Source organism: Bradyrhizobium sp. CCBAU 53421, from assembly GCF_015291625.1.
Taxonomy (GTDB): Bacteria; Pseudomonadota; Alphaproteobacteria; order Rhizobiales; family Xanthobacteraceae; genus Bradyrhizobium.
On record NZ_CP030047.1, the window covers coordinates 8,579,514 to 8,601,595 of the forward strand.

The 22,082-nt window shown below is 59.4% G+C and carries 10 protein-coding genes; 4 read left to right on the forward strand and 6 right to left on the reverse strand.

Features of this window, described 5'->3' with window-relative positions; translation table 11 throughout:
• Positions 1–198: 198 nt before the first annotated feature.
• On the reverse strand, positions 199–3,606 hold the full coding sequence (locus tag XH92_RS39770; RefSeq protein ID WP_194456900.1) for a TM0106 family RecB-like putative nuclease: 3,408 nt from the start codon (positions 3,604–3,606) through the stop codon (positions 199–201).
• A gap of 313 nt (positions 3,607–3,919) precedes the next feature.
• Here XH92_RS39770 and XH92_RS39775 point away from each other — a divergent pair, with 313 nt between their 5' ends.
• From XH92_RS39775 to XH92_RS39785, 3 genes are all read left to right on the forward strand, one after another.
• A complete protein-coding gene (locus tag XH92_RS39775; protein WP_194456901.1) occupies positions 3,920–4,630 on the forward strand; it encodes a helix-turn-helix domain-containing protein in 711 nt (236 codons plus the stop codon).
• Entirely contained in the window at positions 4,627–6,057 is a 1,431-nt protein-coding gene (locus XH92_RS39780; RefSeq protein WP_194456902.1) for a DUF6035 family protein, read from the forward strand. The genes XH92_RS39775 and XH92_RS39780 overlap by 4 nt, the downstream gene beginning before the upstream one ends.
• A 169-nt stretch (positions 6,058–6,226) precedes the next feature.
• Complete coding sequence (locus XH92_RS39785) at positions 6,227–6,583, forward strand: hypothetical protein (protein WP_246788065.1); 357 nt, start codon at positions 6,227–6,229, stop codon at positions 6,581–6,583.
• A 62-nt stretch (positions 6,584–6,645) separates the two neighbouring features.
• Here the strand turns inward: XH92_RS39785 and XH92_RS42875 are convergent, their stop codons facing one another.
• A complete protein-coding gene (locus XH92_RS42875) occupies positions 6,646–8,118 on the reverse strand; it encodes a hypothetical protein (RefSeq protein ID WP_210345523.1) in 1,473 nt (490 codons plus the stop codon).
• The gene (locus XH92_RS39795) at positions 8,118–11,282 is read right to left on the reverse strand and encodes an SNF2-related protein (protein WP_194456904.1); all 3,165 of its coding nucleotides are present in this window, start codon (positions 11,280–11,282) and stop codon (positions 8,118–8,120) included. Before XH92_RS39795 ends, XH92_RS42875 begins: the two co-directional genes overlap by 1 nt.
• 234 nt (positions 11,283–11,516) lie before the next feature.
• On the opposite strand from XH92_RS39795, the gene XH92_RS39800 reads away from it, so the two are divergent.
• Entirely contained in the window at positions 11,517–15,233 is a 3,717-nt protein-coding gene (locus XH92_RS39800) for an ATP-dependent RecD-like DNA helicase (protein WP_194456905.1), read from the forward strand.
• Between the two features lie 83 nt (positions 15,234–15,316).
• On the opposite strand, the gene XH92_RS39805 is transcribed toward XH92_RS39800, so the two are convergent.
• From XH92_RS39805 to XH92_RS39815, 3 genes are all read right to left on the reverse strand, one after another.
• Complete coding sequence (locus XH92_RS39805; RefSeq protein WP_246788067.1) at positions 15,317–15,742, reverse strand: phosphoglycerate kinase; 426 nt, start codon at positions 15,740–15,742, stop codon at positions 15,317–15,319.
• A 269-nt stretch (positions 15,743–16,011) separates the two neighbouring features.
• Positions 16,012–19,155, reverse strand: a complete 3,144-nt coding sequence (locus XH92_RS39810; RefSeq protein ID WP_194456906.1) for a BPTD_3080 family restriction endonuclease — start codon at positions 19,153–19,155, stop codon at positions 16,012–16,014.
• Entirely contained in the window at positions 19,155–21,854 is a 2,700-nt protein-coding gene (locus XH92_RS39815; protein WP_194456907.1) for a site-specific DNA-methyltransferase, read from the reverse strand. The genes XH92_RS39810 and XH92_RS39815 overlap by 1 nt, the downstream gene beginning before the upstream one ends.
• Between the last annotated feature and the right edge of the window lie 228 nt (positions 21,855–22,082).

Here is a 22,082-nt window from a genome sequence, read left to right on the forward strand (position 1 = left end):
ATTTCAATTGATTTATAGAACATAGAGAGAACACGAATAGTCTTGGTGTACAATTCCCTGGACCGTCGATCTTCTGGTCGTCCCCTCGTCTGGGGCTCTTCCAAACCCCGTGGTACGTTGTTTTAGTGGCGCCCACCACATTCGGGCGCGGCGGTCAGCGCGACTCCGCAGAACGTGCTCTGGAGAAGCTGGAGATCTTCAACCGAGCGAAATGTGTGTTGCCGTCTCAAGATAGCGGCAGAAGGCGTTCGCCAACTGAATCTGCCGCGGCGTCCGGCACTCGGCTTCGAAGATTTGCGGCGAGCCGACCAGGACCGATACGCACATGGCGCGCGAGGTGGCGACGTTAAGCCGGTTGAGGCTGTAGAGGAACTCCATTCCGCGCGGGGCATCAGCGAAACTTGATGTAGCCGTCGAATAGATGGAGATCGGGGCTTCCTGGCCCTGGAACTTGTCCACCGTTCCGACGCGCGCGCCGGGGAGGCATTGCTGAATTTCAAAGACCTGCGCGTTGTAGGGCGTGATGATGACAATATCGTCGAGGTTGATTGGCTTCTCTTTCCCTTCGCGATCGACCCAAGTCGCGTTGCTGGCCAGGATCTCCCGCACGAACGTGCCGACAGCTTTTGCTTCTTCGGGCGAGCAGTTCTGATTTCCGCTGTGGACGACGGGAAGAAAGTAGAGACCAGATTCGCTGATCGGCCCCGATCCTTTAATAACCTGGTTCTCGAGTCCGGCTCTCGAGCGGAGCTTGCCATCATAGAAGAGCTCAGAGGTGTAGGTGCAGATCGCCGGATGTAACCGCCAAGTCTCCCCAAGAAATAGGCCTTTATCCGCGGGGATCGTTCGCTTACCCCCGAGAATGTGATCAAGGGCAGAGGAATCGGTGCCTTCAGGATGGCTCCCCTGTGTCGGCTGATCGAGCTGCTGCGGATCGCCGACTAGCACCACCGTGCTTGCCGCCTGCGACACCGCGAGCACGTTGGCGAGCGACATCTGCGCAGCCTCATCCACAAACAGGACATCCACCGTTCCGAAGGCGTCCGGGCGTGACCACAGCCACGCCGTGCCGCCCCCGACGGCGGCCGTGCCGCCGCTCAACGCCGAGAACACGTCCTCACTTCTCTTGGCAAAGAAGAGCCGGTGCTGCGGGGCTTCAACTTCATCGGCCTTCTGGCAGCATTGCAACGCTATGCCCAGTTCATCAGCCACCTTGATAGTCGCGTTGATCACGTTGCGGATGACCTTGTGGCTGTTGGCGGTGATGCCGACTCGCTTGCCACGGCGCACCAGCTCGCAAATCATCTTGGCACTGGTGAAGGTCTTGCCCGCCCCGGGCGGTCCTTGGATCGGAAGAATGCCGCCCGTCAGATGCTCGCAGAGCCGAACGGCGGCTTCAACTGTCGTCTCTCCTGCGCGTTGCAGCGGCTCGTCGCGGACACGCGGGGTTTCTCTGAGCAGTAGATCGCGAGCCGCCTGATATGGGCCAATACCACGCACGCCGTGATCGGCGACATAATTGCCGATCCGCACCAGTGCCTCGGCCATCACCTTGCCGCCGACATAGCTGTGCGCGAACGCCGCCTGAGGATGAATGTCGGCAGTGTCCTGACGCTTCTTGATATCGACGGTATTGTCCGCAAAAGAGATCGCCTCGACCCAGCCTAGCTTGGCGCCACCAATGTTGAAGAGCTCCTCGCCGCTGCGAATCTCTGTCTCCTGCGACGGAAAGAGGTAACGATGAATCGGCGCCTTGGCTGTGCCACCGGCAGCGCTTGCAAAAGCGAGACCAGAGAGCCCGGCGCGCTCCTCCAGCAAATCCTCGGCCGAGAGGGCGGCCAGCCGGAAAAACTCCCACCAAACCGCCTTTTCCTCCCGGCGATGCCAATCGACGATGTTTGCCATGATCCAACGGGCCTGCTGCTCGTCATCTCGTTCAGCCGGGTCTGTCGGAACATCAGCCGTCAGTCTTCCGATCAGCGCGTTGATCTTGATCAGCCAGCCGGTGATCTTCTCGTTCGGCGCGCCATCGCCAGATTGCGGGCGAGGAACATCTGTACCTTCAGCGACCAACCTGGCGCGGTGCGCTTCGAGCCAGTCACGCAGGACCACGGTGGAACGGCAATCATCTTCATTGTATGTGCGCACAACGGCCTTTGTCTCTTCAGCAATCGACGGCGCATTCCTAAGTTCGAGATTGGCCTGGAGATTGGCAAGCGCAACATTCGCATCAGTCAGAGGCGCTTGGCGCTCAAACCCATAAAAGGGTTCTAGGCGCTTGATCGAGTAGCTTTCCACACTCGCTCGCAGACTGTGGCGCACAATTTGGTAGAGATCAACGAAGAGGCCCGCCCGGAGCATCCGGTCGATCTCCTCCTCGCGCGTGGCATAGCGGCCCATCAGACGCTTGAGGGCCGCGGGCTCGTAAGGTGCGTAGTGATAGATGTGCAGATTAGGAAACTGAGCCCAGCGCATCATCACTAAATCGACGAATCTCTCAAAAGCGTTTCTCTCGTCGACACGGGTGAAAGCCCAATCGCTCTCATAGACGAACGCGCCGTGTGCGTCCTTGAACACATAGCCGAACAGGTATTCGAGGCCGTGCTCGCCAACAAAGGGATCACCTTCGAAGTCGAGGAACACGTCGCCGTCCGAGGGGGCGGGTAGACGCGTGAGCCCGAAGCCAGACTCTACGGGCAGCAATTCGAATTTGCTTGCCCCTGCAGTGCGGGCCTCAACTACGATCCGGGCTTGTTCGCGAACCCGGATATAAGAATCCTTCGAACCACGATCCGGTTTCCAATCGAGCGGCAAGGGCATGTTGGCCAAGCTTTGTACCGTCCCGATACTACGGGCGTTCAGCTCATTGATCTGTATCTTCGAGATGCCGGCAACGAGGCTGAGGTGATCATCATCGCGGCGACGTTTGTCGCATGCCTCTCGCCAGCGGCAGATGTCGCAATGCTCTATCGGATCGGGATAGGTGTCGCCCGTCGCCGGCGCGGCCAAGGCGCTCAACAGCGCGCGCTTCACCTTGCGAAAATAGGCCGCATAATCGGCAAATCGATACTGCTGTGGCTGAAACTCCGACCAAGGCGCGACAACATACATGTATTCTGGCGGCAGGCCCTGCATGGCGGCCAGCAGATCGGCATAGAGACAAAGTTGAAGGACCGTCCCCGCTTTCGTCTCGCGGGCGAGCTTGGTGTCAATCGGCTCATACGACCAATCACCAAGCCCGCTCTGCACCTCGACGCGGCGCAGGATGTCGGCCCGCCCGTTCCATGTGCCGGATTGGAGGGCGCCTTGCGCAATGATCGGATCGCCACGTTTCATGGCCTGCAGGGTCGCGACGACGGCTGCGCTGTCGATCCCGATCCCTTCTACGATCGTGACCGGGATCCCTCCGTCCTCAAGGTGCTTAATGAAACTCTTTTCGTGGAGATCGCCGCGCTCGGCCAGGATTTGCAGCCCCGGATCCCAGATCTTGGGTTTCGCCAATTCGCCGCGGGCCACCTTGAGGTCAAGCTCCGTGAGATACCGGCAGGCCACATGACCCACCAGATCTCCCGCGCTTAGGTTCAGCGCCTCCCCGATCTTCTGCATGTCTCCCCTCTGCCCTTGCGGGACATAGGAGCATACTAACAGCTTGAAATATATGCAAAATGTTGACGTTCAGCGCCTGTGTAGGCGCTGTGTAGAATTTTTTTGCGGGATTTCGCCCCCTTCCTCGCGAATCTTAGGGCGTTACCGACGCGCTTGTTCAACAAGAAAGCGCAGGGCGCCTTCTCTTCAAGAAGGCGCCCCTTCATCAGAATCAGAGTCTATTTTATGCTCGCCTGCGTTCGGGACACGTTCGGGGACATTCGGCCTCAAGGCCGCACATGATTGTTGCACACCCCTCAAGGCGAGAACAATCATGGACACCATGGAACGGGACCTGGCCTATGTCGCACAGCAAGTGAGGTTCCTGCGGAAGATGCTTAATCTGACGCAGGAGAGCCTGGCTGATATGGCAGGGCTTACAAGCCGGACTATCGAGAAGATTGAAAGCGGCAGGCACAGACCGGAAGAGCAAACGTTGCGGAGCCTCGCGCGCGCTCTCAAGATCGAGCTGTCCTACTTTCAGAAGCCCAGCCCCGAGCAAGAGGCCCGTCAGAAGGAGGAAATCAGGCGGGTTCTCCGCAAGACGGTCCTGGTCCCGACCGATCCAATCCGATCGGCCTCCGATTTTCTTAATGCCTACGGGCAGCGCGATGGGCTCCGCATCGACACGTCCGCAGTCAAAAGCGACGAAGCGTTGGAGATCGCGGCGGTCCTCGTCGATTGGATCAAGGACCTTGACGGGGTGTGGGAGGATTGCGGCATGTCTGAGCAACTGCGGTTTGCGCGCAGCTTCGTTGAGGAGTGCATGAAGCTCGAGACGCTCGGCTTCATCTGCCACTTGGGCAGCCACCGGCAGGTTCTGCGCGAAAAGGGCCGGCCGGACCTGACGTTCAATGTCGGCCTTTTGAGCATTCAGCCCAAGGAAGGCGCGCAAGGCCGCCGCTATGCATTGGTGCAACTGGAAGGGCGATGGGAAGCAACTGACGAGGACCGGGTTTCGCTGCCTGAGGGATACACCCTGTGAGCCTGACGGAATCGGGGCCGACGGGTTATAACATTACCGTCGATCCGGCTTCGCCGGCGGTGCCCGTCGATAGTCCTGAGATCGCCGAAATCATCGACCTCGTTACAGGAGAAGTGAGGGACGCAAAGGACCTGATTGGCTCGTTCAGGTACGACCAGCTCATTGCGGAGCGCGTCCGGATGCGCGAGAATCTTAAGCAGGAAAAGCCGACGCATATTTGCGCGTTATGCGGAACGCCAGTCTATATCGTAGCAAGTCTGCATAAGCGTTTCTTTTTCCGGCACATCCATGAAGACGGCTCATGCCGGGCGCAAACGCGCGACGGCCTGACCGAAGAGCAGATCCGCGCGCGCAAATATCATGGCCTGCGGGAAAGCGAAGCGCACAAGCGGATAAAGAGGCTGATTGAACGAAGCCTTCGCGCGGATACCGCGTTCTTTCCGGAAACCATTCAGAGCGAAGCGCGCTGGACTGATCAGCACGATTCAGGAGCGTGGCGACAGCCTGACGTTCAGGCTCGTTCTGCTGGGCGTACTTATGCCTTCGAAGCGCAGCTCTCCACGACATTTCTTGATGTCGTGGTAAGCCGCCGGCTGTTCTATCGCGAGCAGGGCGCAATGCTGGTTTGGGTTCTTGGCAGCTTCTCGCCGGACTACAGGCGAATGACGACCGACGATCTGCTGTTTTCCAACAATTCAAACGTGTTCGTTGTCGATGAGGAAACCGCGGCGATTTCCGAAGAACGCCATTGCTTTCACCTGCGCTGTCATTTCCGGCGGCCGTTTCGCCTGGACGATTCTATCGGCGAATGCTGGGACGAAGCTATAGTCTCGATTCACGATCTGTTGGAAGACCTTAAGAACCAGAGGCTCTTTCACTTCGACTACGACGGAGAGATACGGCGCCTCAATGAGCAATCGCACCAGGCGCTGCGAGAAGAACTGATCTCATTCTGGCTTGCTGCGATGAATCCGCACTTTGATGGCACGCCGGAAAACGTGGAACGATGGCGGCAAATTCGCGCGCAGTACAGCGTAATTGGAATCGGGCTTCCGGAAAATCCGAGCGGCGATTCCAGCTTCCGGGCGATGATGCATGCTGTCTTGAGCGCGACATATGGGCGCCCGGTCGGATGGCAATTCAATCAGCTCATCCAGGTCGCGCACCAGCTTGCCCAGCTCCATACTGAACATTTGCTGGCGTTCGGGTATGCTCTCGAAAAATCCGGACACAAGTCCTTGCTTGAAAGCCAGGACGCGAGGGGAAAATGGGGGCGCAAGCGGCGGGAATTCAGGCCGCTCATTCAGGCGCGGGACGCGCGGTACATGCCGGATATGAAATGGTTGCCGGCGCTTTCATTTGTGTTCCCGGAGGTTGGCGCGTCGGTCAAGGGCTTCCTAGAACGGCTTCCGGCCACGGCTGAATAAGAATCCCGTAAGGCCGCCGCAAGGTTCACAAGAATGAAGGTTAGGCTGGTTAGCGACCATTTTTGTGGACGTTACCGCCATGCCAAAAGGCGCGAAAGGGAAGCCTGGCCTTACGCTGCCGGCGGTAAGGCCGGGCAACTGGCGAGGGGAACTCCTCGGGGGCTGCACGGTGAATTTCGGGCAGGTCGTTCAGCCTGGACCGCCGCGACAATCCGTCGAATTCAGCTACATGATCATGCCGGCCGCCCTCACGATGCCGGAGGCGCGTTTTACGTGGCCTGGCGTCATCATGATCATGGCTCCGACGCCGATGAAGACGGAATTTCCGGAAGCGGGCCGTCTTTTCAAGAGCGAAGGCGTGCCCTCGCTTACGCTCTCGCTTGATGTCACGCGGGGTCAGTTCTCCGACATGCTGAGGCTGCTGGAAGCGAACCGGCTGAAGGACTTTCACTTCACTCTTGCGGACCGGGCGGATGGCTCATGGCCGGTCCATAGCTGGGGCATCGTCTGCCGGACGGGGGACTGAAAGGCAGACGCGCGTCAACTCCATTGCCTTAAGATGCGAAGGAGTTGCCCGCTCGCTGCGCGTCAGTCGTAAACATCCTTGCTGTCGACATAGTCCACCCAGTCTCGCGGCCTCCATGCCTTTGGCGGCTCGGCTTCCTTGAACCGGCTCGGGAGGCGGATTTCAGGCCCTTCGCCGAACGGGATGGACAAGCCGTAGCTGATCGCAAAACGCGTAAAGTCGTCGCCGTCCCTGAGCGCTAAATCCTTGGGACGCTGCACATTCAGTATCTTGTAAGGAGGAATTCCCGAGCGGTCGTGCTGAAACTCGGTGTAGGTGGAGCCGATTGTCGAACTATACCATTCCGATTTCGAGCCGCCGCCCCCCAGGAAAACCACTAATGGCTTCATCCGATGCAGGGGAAGCCGCCCGATAAACTTGCGCTCGTAGTCAGAATTCTGGATCGCATCGACCTGCCAGTCTCGCCCATCCTTTTTCTTGGCCGTTATGATAATGGTGCCAACGAGGCAGCGGATCCGGTTCTCATAGTCATCCCGGACTTCTCCCGCGCATTCCTTGAAAAGCATTTCCAGCACCGCGGCATCGAAGTCGCTCCGCTTGTCCGGGTTGATCGCGGCCCCGATCGCAGAGATGCCGAGCGCCTCCACTTTTCCGGAGTAGAAGTTGATCCGCCTTTCGCCGTCGTAGTTCACATAGTTGAAAGCGACGCCGTCGATCGTGCCGCCGCCAATATCGAAATAAACGTAGATGCCGGGAACGGCTTCGCGGGACATCACAAACGACTGTACGGCTGCCGCAATCTCCGGCACCGCGTGAAAATCCGCGACCTCGCGCTCAAGCCTCGCGAAGGCTGCGCTATACTCATCCAAGGCCGCCCTCAGCGTGCCGGGAATCTTGGCGTCCTTGACCCAAAGCCACGCAACGCCGAGCACTTCCTCAAACGTCGCGAGTGCATCTGAGTCGTAATGCTCCACTGGAACGCCGACATTTGCGGACCAGATGGGCGTCCGGTTTTTGAGCCTGTCCGACTCATTCAGGCCCATCCATCGTTGGCTGCACGCAATGACGGACGCAAGGAACCATGCGGCCAGCGCCTTCACCGTCGCGGGCCCGTTGAGCTTGATGCCGGCAAGCTCGGTCAGGTCATCTGTGATCGGCGTGCCTGCCAGCCTCATTTTGAGGTAGGTGACCTCAACCGAATTCGGCGGTCTTACAGAGCCGTCGCGCAAGGAAAGGCGCCCATCCTGAGAGATGACGACAACTGACGGCAGCAAAGCGCTTTTTAGACCTTGGCCGATAGCGATGACACCGGATTCTTCCGTTCCAAGGTCGCGATAGCACACCTTGGTGAAGCTCGTTCCGAAATCGATGCCAAGATTGAGCGTCACGACGCGGGGCGCGGCGCCGCGGGCGATTCCCGGCTCGACGCGATCTGCGGGCCGGACATTCGCTACGGGCGCAATCGGAGCACCGGGCGCATGCCGATTCCCAAAAAGGCGGTCCCTTAGTTCTTGTATTTTATCGCGCCAACTCATCAGCGTTCCGACACCCTAACAACGCCTGCGGCGAGCTGTATCATTGTGGGATCGACCTGCTGCCGTTTGACTATGCGCTCCAGCTTGGTCCTGAGCTGCTCCTCTTCTTTCCTTATGAGGCCCTCGGTCATCGCCACCGGCCGAAGATTGCCCTCCCTGCGGAACTTCTCGATACGGGCGCGGAAACCTTCCAAGCGGCGCCTAGCGAGTTTTTCGGCGCTTACTTTTTGCTGATCGCAGCGCACCTTGTTTTCAGCTTCAAAATCGGCAAGCCGCTCGCCGAACGCGTTGCCCAAGGATTCTTCGCAACGAAACGCGGCTTCGCAGATTTTGCCGATGCCTGGCAGCACATTGACCGCGTTGGGCAGCGCTTCGCCGAACGCTGAAGCGGCCGTCACCAACGCTTCGGAGTCGGCAGCGTTCAGCAATTCGCCTGTCGCAAGATTTGAGGCCCGGAAGGACAGCAGCTGGTCTGATTTGAGACCAACAAACGACCATCGGTGCGCGCTGAACACATAATCGCCAACCGGCACCTTGGCGTCTGCCTGGCTCATCGCAATCGCAGCGACAGGGTGCAACTGGTGATGTTCATCACGGTAGCGCGCGCGAATCCACTGTACGAGCGGATGGCTCGGTTCGATGAATTCCGCGTCGGGAGAGACATCCTCGGTCTTGCGCGGATCGAAGACGCAGAAGACCGGCCTGCTGCTCCGGTGCAGCGTCGTCGGCGTCGAGGGGCGCGTTTCGGCTATAAAGTATCCGAGCGATGTTCGGGCCTCGTCTGACAGAACGATTCGCGCGGCAAAATCAACCTCGCCCGTTTGCTCGATCTTGGTTCCGGGATAGTTTCGGGCGAAGAAATCGTCCACGAGTGCGCGTAGCTCGAAAGCGCTGAGCCAGCGGCCCTTTTGGCGGCTGTCCCTCACATGGTCGAGGATATAATCCGAGAACCCGACAAGGTTGACGGCTTCCTCCTCAAGTCTCTGACGTTCCTTTTGAGTATTCCGGATCGCAAGCTCGGCCTGGACCGATTTGCGCTCGCGCTCTTCTTCGGTCAGGTTCGGATTGAGCAGACCGACGAGCAGCTGCTCGGTGACTTCGCCCAGAATGTCTTCAAGGTCGCCGATGCTTTCCCTGAAGACATTGATGCGCTCATAAAGGCGCATCAAAATTCTGTCCTCGATCGTGTTCTCGACCGCAAGGTTGATGATCGAGATGCGCTCCGCCTTTTGGCCCAGGCGGTCAAGCCTGCCGATCCGCTGCTCGACCCGCATGGGGTTCCAGGGAAGATCGTAATTGACAAGGAAGCGGCAGAACTGAAGGTCGATACCCTCGCTGCCGACTTCCGACGACAAGAGAACAGAAGGTCCGTCGGCGCGCGCGAATGACGCGATGATATTGTCCTTCTCCGCTCCCATGTCGCCCATGATGAGCGCGGCATTGACGCCGTCCGCCTTGAGCCGGCGCGCAAGGTATTTGAGCGTGCCGCGATAGAACGCGAACACGACAAATTTTTCCCTCGGGTTCTTCCGCAGCTCGGCGGCCAAAAACTCCTTGAGCGCGCGGTACTTGTTGTCGCCCTCCTCAAGGCTCTTGAGGTCATATGTGCAATCAAGCGCGGCATTACCCGCACCCTCATCGGCCGCATCGCCGTCGCGTTCCTCCGTCTCAGAACCGGCTTCCGGCAGAAGCTCGCGGGAAACGCCGAAATCTTCCCAGAGCAGATCTTCGATCAAGCCCTTCTCGCGCCAGCTTTCGAGCGCGCCGACAATCGAGCTCGCCATTTGACGCTGGCGGGCGATCAGAGAGAAGAGAGAAACGCCGCTTCTGCCGACGGCTTCCTGCCAAATGCGATTGGTGACATGCTGATAGAGCGACGATTCCTCGGGGCTGAACCGGATGTGAAGCGTCTGAGGCCGGCGCTCGACGCGTTTTTCGAGGACCTCGCGCTTCCTGCTTCGCGTCATGTACTGAGACAGGAGCGAGCGGCTCTCAAGCAGACGCAGAACTTCGATTCGCTTTTCGGAATCAGGAAAGCCTTCCGAGAGATGCTCCTTGATTCGCGCGAGAATAGCGTCGCTTTTGAAGTAGTCGGACCTCTCCGCGTCCGCGAGAGCCGCGAGCGCGCCCTGAACATTGACGGGCTCCTGCCACAGCGCCCTTTGCGCCCGGACGATGCTGGAATTGGCCGCCAGCATGTCCTGGAAGAGCGACGAATCGTAGAACTGGTCGGGATCAACGAGCCGCAGAAGCTGGTAGAGGTTGTCGCTGTTGAGCTGAATTGGGGTTGCGGTCAGCATCACCAGATGATGCGCAGCCTCGCTGAGGAGCCTGCCCAACCGGTTGTTTCCGGTGGACGGATTGCGAAGGTAGTGGGCTTCATCGATGATGACATGATCGAAGAGAGCGAAATCTTCGGTTGCCGTATTCTCGTCCAGAAGACGCGCAAAGCGCGCCCTGACGCCGGTGGCGCTCTCGTTCTCGTAATTGGCCGGGGGCCGAAGACCTTCGAGGCTCGTTATATAGACGAAGGAATCGGTCGTCCGATGCGCGGCGACATCCTTCATGCGCTCATAGAGATCGCGCGCCGAGACAATATCGCCGGAGATGTTGAATCGTTTGCGGAGGTCGCCTCGCCATTTTTCCCGCAACATGGCTGGGCAAACGATCAAAAGCCGGCGCGCCGACTGACGCGCCTGGATTTCTTTCCAGATATAGGTTGCCTCGATTGTCTTGCCGAGACCAACTTCATCGGCGATCAGCATGCGGCCGACAGGCGATTCGATGAAGCGCATGACGGGCTTGAATTGGTGGGGATGAAAGTCCGTATTGCTGGCTTCCATCGAGTAGAAGATGTTGGTCAGCTCGCCCTTGATCTTCTCGAACGTCAGGACGCGGCGCAGATCGCTTGGGCCACCGAACACGGCATTCTCAAGCAGCTCGAAGATCTCTTTCTGCTCGCCGACGGGCTCCAGCAGGTCATATCGCTTGAACTGCTTCTCATTGGGACCGAAATCGATCTCCACCATGAGAAAGCTGCCGGCCCGCTTCGTGCGTCCGGTGGTGGCGCCCTGCCGTCCTGGATTGTCGCGCAGACGAACTTTGGTCCCGGCAATCTCAGGATTCCAGCCGGGATCGCTTGCTGCCGCGATGGCTTCCGTCATGCCCCCCGCCAAGAATTTCTCAGTATCAAATAATGGACATTTACGATGATAAGCGGGTGTTTTCAAGGAATTGCGGTTTAAGGCCGGCGCGGCAGCCGAATCCCATGGTTACGGAAATATGCATTCGCGACCGCAACATGAGGCGAGCTATCGCAATACGACGGATTGATACTAGCTTCTCCTTCACGCCTGCCCGACAATGCTCAAGGGAGTCTAAGGGGGCTGCGGAAGCGAATGAGCTCGGGCGCTATTCAACATCTCAATCTGCGGGTTGCCTGGCACGACAACCGGTGGAACGGTCGGGTCTGCCTGGCTCCGTCAAAGAATGCCTACTGTATTGATCTTGACCGCATCCGCGCGGCAAGGGACGACGCGGCGGAAGACGCGCTCGCGGGCAAGGAGTTTTCGGAGCTGGAGGAGGGCCAGTTTCCGCCCTGCCAGGCCGAGTCAGGCGGGTTCATGAACGACAAGCCATGGTGGCGGGCCTTCAATCATCCCTACCAGAACATCAAGGAGGCACAGAAAACGCACGGCAAGCTTGTCCGGACCGTCGTCAAGGTGCCGCCTTACTCGACCTTCGCCGTTCCGTTTTTCTGGATGCTTCAGAAACATCAGCAGGAGATCGAGGAGCGATTGCCTGCCTCATTGCCGCCGGGCGACCAGGCCCCGTTCCCGACCTCATGGGTTTTTTCGCGCGAGCGGCAGGAAGCCTTGTGCGAGCTGTTCTTCAACCGGATCGCGGCCAAGAAGTCGCTCGTGTTTTTTTACACGAAAAGCGGACATCCGCTCGAAGAGACCGTTAATCGCCTGGTTGTTGGCGTCGGCATGGTGGACCAGATTGGTGCACTGCAACACTACGACGCCGCCGAGGGGCCCCGCTATCCGCTTTGGGACCGTCTCCTCACACATTCGATCCGGCCGAACGGCGCGGACGGAATGCTTCTGCCGTATCACGATTACCTGGAGGACACAGGCGACTCCGACGAAAACCTGCGCCGGCGCGAACTTCTCGAAGAGATCGCGGTCGTACCCGACCGCGGGCAAGTCAAATCCTTCTCCTATGTCGGAGAGCACGCCGCCAACGACGTGGCGCTTTCCACCTTGGTGCGGAGCCTCGAAGCGGTCCGGAAGGTGCGAGTTCACGGTGTGGCGCCTGGCCCCTGGGAGCGGCGCGAGGAATGGCTCAACCAGCAAATCCATGCCGTCTGGCAGGACCGAGGCGCGTTTCCAGGCGCAGGCGCAGCGCTCGAAGCGCTCGGAATGCGGCTCGGCACGAGCTTGATGCTGGAGCTGAGCGCCAGCGGCGACATTAAGCCGAAGGACAACCCCTGGCCGGTCATCGATGCGATCCTGCGCGGAAAGCGTCCGCCTCCGAAAAAAGCTTATAAAGGCGATGTTGAAGCGGTTGCGGCGACATGGAATGCGCTCACCGGTGAACGGCGCGCGCTGCTCCAGCTGCTGTCGCGATTTGAGCTCAGTCCCGCGCAGGCGCTGCGCTGGTTTACTCCGGGCGAGCGCAGGAAGGCGACCCGCGGCCAGGTCGATGACGCAGCGATTCTCGCTAATCCCTACCGGATCGTGGAAGCCGATCTGGGCGATCTCAACGAGCATCCTGTCGCGCTCGGCGCGATTGACCGCGGAATGTTGCCGGACGCGACAATTGCGGCGGAACACCCTGTTCCAAAGCCTTCCTTAGTCGAGTCACCGCTCGACTGGCGGCGCGTGCGCGCCGCGTTCGTGACCGTTCTCCGCATCGCGGGCCAGCAGGGTGACGCGCTGCTCGCCGAAGACGAAGCGATCGAGGCGCTCGCTTCGCTCGACCTCAGCCATCCCCTGCAGGCATCGGCGGACTGGATCAAGGGCAATCTGAACAACATCGAGGGGGAGATCGCGCGTTTCGAACTCGCGCGTGATGCCCATTCTTCCCCGGTACAGTGTCTTCAGCTGACCGACGCCATGAAGAACGAGCAGCGCCTTTCCCGAATTTTGCAAAAGCGCGCGCAAGCCGCGATCGAAAGCCTGAAGGAGGACTGGTCCGCTCTTCTGCGCGAGAGCATCAGCGAGCAAGGGGTGAGCGTTAATTTCAAAGAGCCGCGCTATGCGGACGCGCTCGCTGAGCAAAGCCGCATGCTCGAAACCATCACCACAAGAAAACTGAGCGTGCTAGTGGGCGGCGCGGGGACAGGAAAGACAACGGTTCTCGGCGCTTTAAAGAAATCAAAGGCCCTTTCCAAGCAAGGGATCCTGTTTCTCGCGCCGACCGGCAAGGCGCGCGTGCGCCTCGGGCAAAAAACCGGTGACGCTTCGATGACGGTCGCGCAGTTCTTGTACCAGCGCGACAGATATGACGCGCTGAGGCAACGCCCGTTGTTCGAGGGCGACCCGCCCTACGCGAAGGAAAAGACCGTCGTCATCGACGAATGCTCGATGCTCACGATGGACGACCTGCTGGCCGTGCTGCTCGCGCTCGATCTCGCGCACGTGCAGCGCGTCATCCTTGTGGGCGATCCAAACCAGCTCCCGCCCATCGGCATGGGCCGCCCGTTCGCGGATTTGGTTGCATTCCTCGAGGAGGCTTCCGAAAAGCAACGCGAGGATGGCAAGGCGCTCGCGCGGCTGTCGGTCGAAGTGAGGACGAGTGCGGGCGCTCCCTCCGACAGCCTGCGGCTTGCATCCTGGTTCACGAGGGAGTCTCAACCGGTGGATGCCGACAGGGTGCTGAGCGACCTTGAGGCCGGGGAAACGTTCAACGATCTGGAAGTCCATTACTGGAAAACCCCAAAAGATCTGCATCAGCAGTTATCCGGTCTGTTCCAGAAGCATTTGAATCTCGCCAGCGACAGCGATGTCGAAGGGTTTAACGTTGCGCTCGGGCTCACGGAACAAGGCTGGGTCCCTTTCGACGATCACGACGGCGCGGAGAACTTCCAGCTCCTGTGCCCCGGCAAGAAGAATATTCACGGCGTGGCGGAGCTGAACCGATGGATTCAGCGCCGCTTTAGAGCTTCGCAACTGAAGACCGCGCGGCAGCCGTGGGGACTGAGTCTCGGCGATGAGGAGATCGTATGGGGCGACAAGGTCATTCTGACGCGCAACGGCAGGCGCAACGGATGGAACGGCAAAGATAAGCAGAAGGTCGAGGAATATCTCGCCAACGGCGAAATCGGCGTCGCGGCCAGTGGGAGTGGAGCCGCCAAGAATAAGGCTCTCAACGTCGCGTTCGTCGCGCGCCCGGATGTGCGGTTCGGATTTTATCCGAGCAATTTCGGTCCGGAGAGCGCGCCTCTCGAACTCGCCTATGCGCTGACAGTGCATAAGGCCCAGGGAAGCGATTTCAGGAAGGTATTCGTTATCCTGCCGCAGCGCTCGCGCCTTCTCACGCGCGAGCTGGTCTACACGGCGCTGACCCGCTCGAAAGACCGGCTGATCCTGCTCATGGAGGGCGATGATCCAAGTGGTCTGTATGACCTCATTCGAACCTCGGAGACGGCCAGGAGGAGCACGAACCTCTTCGCGGTCGGCATCCGAGCGGAAGATCCTCGCGCCGAGAAGAGCGGCAAGCCGTCGAAGGACCGCTATGCCGCGCATTTGATTTACCGCACGACGCGGGGCGAGCTTGTCCGCAGCAAATCCGAGCTCCTGATCGCCGAAAAGCTGCACGCCCTCGGCATCAATTATCAATACGAGCGCCCGCTAGACGGAACGGCAAGGCCGGGCCGTTTGCGTCCCGACTTTTCGTTCATCGATGATTCCGGCGAGATCATCCTTTGGGAGCATCTCGGCCGCCTCGATCAGGCGAAATACCGCGAAGGCTGGGAATGGAAGCAGCAATGGTATCTGCAGAACGGCTTCAAGGAAGGAAACAACCTTTTCACCAGCACTGAAGAGCAGATCCGCGACATCGACTTTATCGACAAAACAGCCAAAGGCATTCGCGCGCACCTTGAATGATCGGCTGCAAAGCTGCCTTCGATCATGGCGCTCAACAGCAGGCAAACTGGGCCGCAGGACTAGCGGCCCGATTTGCGTTGGTGCTACCACCAGGACGAGTAGAACACAGTCAGCCCGGCCGCGAGCGCTTCGCGCGCCTTGGCGACGAACTGCAGATCGTCGTCGATCTCGCTGCCGTCGGATGCGCCGAAGAAAAAGCCGTTTGTTGGCGGCAGACTGAGCGAGCGGATCGCATCTGCAAGAGCGTCGAGGTCGGCGCTCGTCAGCTGCACGTTCACGCAGTTGAAGTCGAGCTCGGCCCCGCCTTTTTCGCGGTAGCGGCGCTCCATCCAGCCGTGCAGGTTCGGATGCTTGCGCCAGTAGTGGATTTCCACGGCGTCGTCGGCCTTGAAGTCCACCGGCTTTTCCGGCGTGCGATTGAGCGCGTAGGCGTACATATCCAGTCCCATTTTTTTCTCCTTTCGTTCGTTGATCGTCCCGAAGGACGCGGACGAAAGGCCGGGCGGCATGAGCTGCGGCCGTCATGGTCAACACGGCCCGCCGTTACGGCGGGGTGGTGCGGGCAGACCATTGACGGCAAAGCGCCGTCCGGCAGACCGCGGCCCTGACTGAGGGCGGCAATGAACGTAAAGGTGGACTGGCTACGTGACGCGCTCTGTCGGCGAACGGCCGGAGAAACGGTAGCTTGGCCACGCGGCGCAACTGGCAGGGCGCCAAGCATCTTAGCCCGGCAACGCTCCGGCCTCGCTGCACGAAGCCAGAGGGAACGAGGCGAAGGTTAGCTCAGCTTGAACTCGCCCTGATCCCAGGCCGCATCTGTGTAAGCGTTCAGCATCAGGCCAAGCCGGCTGGGGTCGGTAACGAGCAGGTAGCGCCAGGTTCCGTATTGACCAAGCCGCGTAACGGCCGCCGCCCAACGCTCGGCGGCTTTGGCCTTCGCGTCAGCGCTATCGGACACCTGCCCCTTGATTTCGACAATGACATTCTGGCCTTTGTCGGTCACGACAATGAAATCCGGCACGTATTTCGCCGGCAGCCCGCGGCTCCGGTACGGGATGAAAAAGCCAAGCCGGTCGTTCTTCACCCACTTCTTTACACCGCGATGCGTATCGAGAAGGAACGCCGCACTCTGTTCCCATTTTTGGGTGTCCGCGACCATTGCGTTCAGGTGGCAATGGCTGACGGGATAGATCGGCTTCGTCGTGTGGAAATCGACATAAAGCGTGCTGCCGCGTCCCGACGCGCCTTGCGGGATGACCGCCACTTCTTCGTCCGAGGTTGACGAGCCCCTCTTAATGGCGTCGAACAACGCGCCGATGGAAGCCTGCATATATTCACCGACAAGCAACACGTCGCACGGCTGGCTGTCGCCCTTTCGCTCCAGCTTCTCGGCGAGGAAGCGCTTCGCTGCGAAGGCAATGCGCGGAAAGAGCTGCTGCACCGGAACGGCGGCAGCGCCGTTGTCGTTCTGCCAGCGCATGCAGATTTCGCGCGCGAGCCGGAAGGCGACCTGCTGATCGCGAAAGAGAGCACGCCAGTCTTTCAACGAAAGGACCGGTCTTTCGCCGGGACCGTAGGCGGCGAGGGTGCCGTCAGGCGTGGTCAGGGGCGTCAATTCGACAAGCTGCGGGATACGCATCGGATCGATCGTGACCTTCGCGACCTGATCCCAATCGACGGAAACATCAAAGCTCCCCGACTGATGATAACCCGTCACGATTGGGAAGGTGATCTCAAATTCCGCTTTCTCTGGCACTGAATAGATATGGTTCGGGTCCGGCTGCGGCGGCTGCGGTCCGGCTGGCGCAACCTTGAACGGGATCAATTCGAACGGAACGCCGAAAACCTTAGCGGTTTCCTCGGCGAACATCTGCGTGTTCTCGTTCAGCGCATAGCTCTTACGGCGCAAGGCGCGGCCGACGACCTGCTCGCACAGAAGCTGCGATCCGAACGGCCGCAGGCCCACGATGTGCGTGACCGTATTTGCATCCCATCCTTCGGCGAGCATGGCGACGGAAACGATGCAGCGCACGTCTCGCCCTGGCGGAATTCGCTCGTCGATCCATTTGAGGGAGCCGTCATTATCGTCGCTCGCGGCTTTATCGTTGTGCTTGCGAACAAGCTCCGACCATTCTTCCGGCACCTTGCCGCCGGGCCATTCGGGCTTGCCGACCGTGTCGAGGATGAAGCGCAAGCGACGCGTCTCGTCCTTGGTGCCGCCGGCTTCGATGTCCTCGATCACCTTGGAGTCGATGCGGACGGTGACTTCCTGGCCGGGCGAGTTGCGAAACCATGGCGGCGAAACGCCGTAGCTGTCATTGCCGTTGGCAAGCCACGAATGAACCTCGCGCGCGACGGCGGTATCGCGACACACCACGATGAACACCGGTGGGACCGGATGTCTTTGCTGCTGCTTCGAGAATCTCTCCCACTCTAGGAAGCGCTGGTGCCATTCTACCGCCAGGAGATTAATGGGCGCGCTGGCGTAATTCATGACGATTTCCGGAGTGACGTTGGTGCCGTACCCGTCCTCCTTCGCCTTCGCCTGCACCCAACGCCAGATATTGAAATAAGCGGCTTCCTCCGCACCAGTAACGTCGCGGGCGGGAAGCTGCGGAACCTTCACAAGGCCGGATTCGATGGCGTCGAGAAGGCCGAAGTCGGAGACGATCCACGGGAACGGCTTGCCGACCTCGTTGCCGGACCCCTGAATATAAAACGGCGTCGCCGACAGATCGATGCAGAGATGAATGCCGCGCCGCCTGCTGCCGCCGGCCAGCTTGTTGATGCGGTCGAGCCCTTCGATCCAGATCGTTGCCTCGCGGTCATTCTTGCTGGCGAGATCCTTATCCTCGTCGAGCGCGTCTTCGGTCGGGGCATCGCCGCGCCGATAAGCGTGGTGCGCTTCGTCGTTGAAGATCAGCCAATGCGGGCTGCGGCCCTTGCCGCTGCCAAGTTCGCGCCGGATGCGCTTGAACCATGCGGCATCTGACTCGAAGTATTTTGTCTCGACGGATTCGTTCGCCTTGCCCGCGTTCTTCACCACATCGACGGCCTCGCCGGTCTTTACGACCTTGGCCGAGTCACCGTTGACTGTGTTGGTTTCCTTTTTTGCGAGGCGGTGCCAATTGGCGATCATGACCTCACCGCGGCGCAAATCCTCCATGCGGTGAACCGGCACCAACTGCCGGGTTCTGTAAAGGGATAGGTCTCCGAGCGCAGGGTCCAGCTCTTGCAGGCGTTCGCGAATCGTGACGTTTGGGCAGACGATCAGGAGCGTATCCGAGAACCGATCATCGCGCGGGGAAGCCACGCTGTTGAGGATGGACCAGCTCGCGAGCATCCCCATCACAGTCGTCTTGCCTGAGCCTGTCGCCATCTTGCAGGCGTAGCGGAGAAAGGCGCGTACGCCCGCCGCCTTGGATTCAAGGCCGGGATCGTCCCTCGGGATTTCCGGGATACCCTTCTGATAGATGTCGGCAGCCTCGACCAAAAAGATGATGGTCTCCACCGCTTCAACCTGCGCGAAGAAGAGCCGCTGCATCCGGTCGCTGCTGCGCCAGAGCTCCAGCAGTTCCTTCGTGACCGGCGATGCGCCGTCATAAGCGCTGCCGCCGGACCGGCTGCCGGCCCGCCATTCCTTCACCCGCTCGCGAATGAGGTTGACGATTTCAAGCTCGACCTCCTCGCCCTTTGCGTCCGCGAAAAGCTCAGCCTGCTTCTTGTTCTTCTTACCGCGCCCGGCGTGTTCCGGCACGCGGTAGAAGTAGCTCGCGCGCCGCCGGCCTTCGGCCTTGACTGGCGGTTTCCCACGCTCGATCTGCCAATAATATTCGGGCTCCCGGAATGGCGAATTGATGATCGGTGACTCGACCTCGGCGACGGTCACCGGCGGCTCTTGCGGCTTCGCGGCGGCGGTCATCAGCGGCCTCCGTCGGCGCTCTTGACGACCATCAGCTCATTGCCGCGCTCGTCGATCGCTTTCACGGCAATGCGCTTCTTGTCACCCAGGACAAAAGGCTCGCTCGTTGTCCCGGCAAGGTGTTCCCACACGCTGTCGCTGAATTGCCCTTTCAGGGATTTTTGTAGGTTCTCCCAGGCGCCGGTTCTGGGGAAGAACACCTGCGTGGCCATGAACACCATGCCGTTGTAGTTGCTGTCGAGCATCCAGCACGGCAGGTTCTCGGCCTTGACCTCTTCCGTCTCCATCGTGTCGGGTCGGAAAATGTCGAGGCCCTTGATCACGACGCGCCAGAGCGGCGTTCCATCCTTCTCCTTCCCGGCCGGCTCAAGCGATACATCGGGCAAGCCGGTAATCGAGAAGATCTCGCTGGACTTGGTGGTCTTGAGCAGGTCAGACATGACTACGTCGGGAGTTACTGAAACGTAGATGGTCGGAAGCTTCAGCTTGTCCAGCATCTCGCGGGCTTTCGCTTGGATTGCAAAGCCAAACAGGAACAGCTGCTGGAATCCTTGCTGCAACGCCTCGGTGTGGGCGTTGAAGACATATTCGGAGCCGATCGCCCCGTCCTCGGGACCGAACGCAAATGCAATGCGCTTCTCGCTGCCGTTCTTCGCCACGCCTTCTGCGTGAAGATACTCGCGGTCCGCAAGTGGACTGATGACGTCCAGTTGCAGTGTCACGTTGCCTGGCAACTGTAGTGTCTTGCTCTGGCGTAACAGTTCGACCATGCGGTCAAGATAGGCGCGCGGATTTCCTGATAGGATCTGCGGTGCTGGTTGCGCGGCATCGTCTTCAAGACTCATTGCGGCTTGAATAGTCGCCTCAACAGTGAACGATCCGCAAACGCGCGTGATCTTGTCGTTCGTCTCGGCCCGATCAACAAGGACCTCCATCTTGGGGTCTTCGTCATTGGCAATGGATTTGAGGGTAATGCGAGGCACGAGGCCGCCGACTTCCTCACCCTTCTTGTTTCGTTTGCGCTCGTAGACGAAACCGCCGGCTGGTCCTTTCGCGGGTTCCTTCAAGCGATACCAAGGGAAGGTGCTTGTCAGCAGGCGCTGCCGAGCCAACGCAATGGGCACGCGAGATGTATCCACTGTGATCCAGCGCCGCCCCCACATCTCTGCGGCATAGGCGGTCGTGCCCGAACCGCAGGTTATGTCCAGCACCAGGTCGCCGGGATCTGTGGTCATGTGGATGCATCGCTCCACGACCTTCACGCCCGTCTGAACGACATAGACCTTATCATCGGTGAAATTGCCGGTGATCGTATCGGTCCAGATATTACCGGTCTGCTGGAAAGGAAAATCGTCCGCGAAACGACGATAGCGGATGCTGTTCTTGGCGACATGAATACGGCCAGCTGCGGCCAGGTTGTTCATGCCGTCAGGGTAATTGGCCTTCCAATGCGAATTGCCGCCGGGCAAGTAGGTCTTGCCCTCAAACGTGAACGGTTGCGGTTCAGATGCCGCGCCCTGCGATTGTAGGTCACCCGGATTGTAAAGGCGGGCACCTTTCGGAAGTTCCTCCTCTCCTCGGGCTTCGCTTGCTTTGACGCCGCGATAGGTGCCGTCTGATAAAATTACCCAGGTGGCGTTGCCTTTGCCGAGTTCGACGGGTTGAGGCTGGAAGACTTTGTTGTAGCGAACGTGATCCGGGTTTTTCGCGTACCAAAGCAGGAAGTCGCCGACCGTTGGCAAGGTCGCTGAGTCAAAACCAGACGTTGTCTGGAAGCTGATCTGCGAGACAAAGCCCTCGGGAAAAACCTCGTCCAGAACTTCACGAACGTGATGAATGTTGTCATCGGAAATCTGAACAAAGATCGAACCAGATTCCGTGAGCAGTTCCCTAGCGAGGGTGATACGGTCCCGAAGATACGTTAGGTAGGAGTGAAGGCCCAATTCCCATGTGTCGCGATACGCCTTCACCATCTCGGGTTCACGGATCATCTCGTCGTCTGACCCGTGAGTGACCCGGTTCTTACGCACAAAGGGCTGGAAGTTCGACCCGTACTTCACTCCATAAGGCGGATCGAAGTAGATCATTTGCACTTGACTGCCCATACCCTCGTATTCGAGCAGGGAGTTCATGACCTGCAATGAGTCGCCGAGAATGAGGCGGTTGGTCCATGGTCCCTTATGCTGATACGCGTCCAGCTTGTCGGCAATGTCGAGGTTTGTATCACCGAACAAGTCGAGGTTGGTGCCGAGCGCCTTGTGCGATTTCAATGTGTCCAGGATCGCCTGCGTCGAATGTCGCTCGTGAACGAACAGCGGCAGCGTCGGAACTGTCACCTGCTGCCGTTCTGCCTTGCCGGTCCAGTTGAGAAATGGCTTGGTCACGCTCCGTAGCCGGGCGATGCATTGCGAGAGCGACAAAAAGCTCTCTCCGTTGCCCTGCCAGACCTGCGGCGCGGCAAAGATCTTGCCCTCGCCCTGTTCTGCTGCGTCCGCGACGAGCGCCAACAGCCATTCGGCGAAAGCGCGGTCGGCGCTCTCATCCCATGTCAGCTCCGGCGCAAGGCTGGAATCGTAGCGATAGGTCTTCGGCTGCTTCTTGTTCGAAAATTGTGCTTCGACGCCAACGTCGGGGCGTTGCACGGATTCTTGACCGTGCTTGTAGACCGAAGTGCTTTCCGCGCGGTCGTTTTGCGCCATTATGTCCCCCTGCCGAGTCCAACTTTCTTATAGCGATCGCCCGTGCCCGCAGCTCGTCGCGGATAAGGAGCTTGCAGGCCCGACGGTCAACCCCCGGAAATTCCCGGACGAACGTGCCAGGGCAAAATCGCTCAGAATCATAGTTTGAGGATGCAGTTGTAGACGCCTGCGTCAATCGCAAACTTAGTCTGGCGATCAGAAAACTATTATGAAAATCAATATGATGCG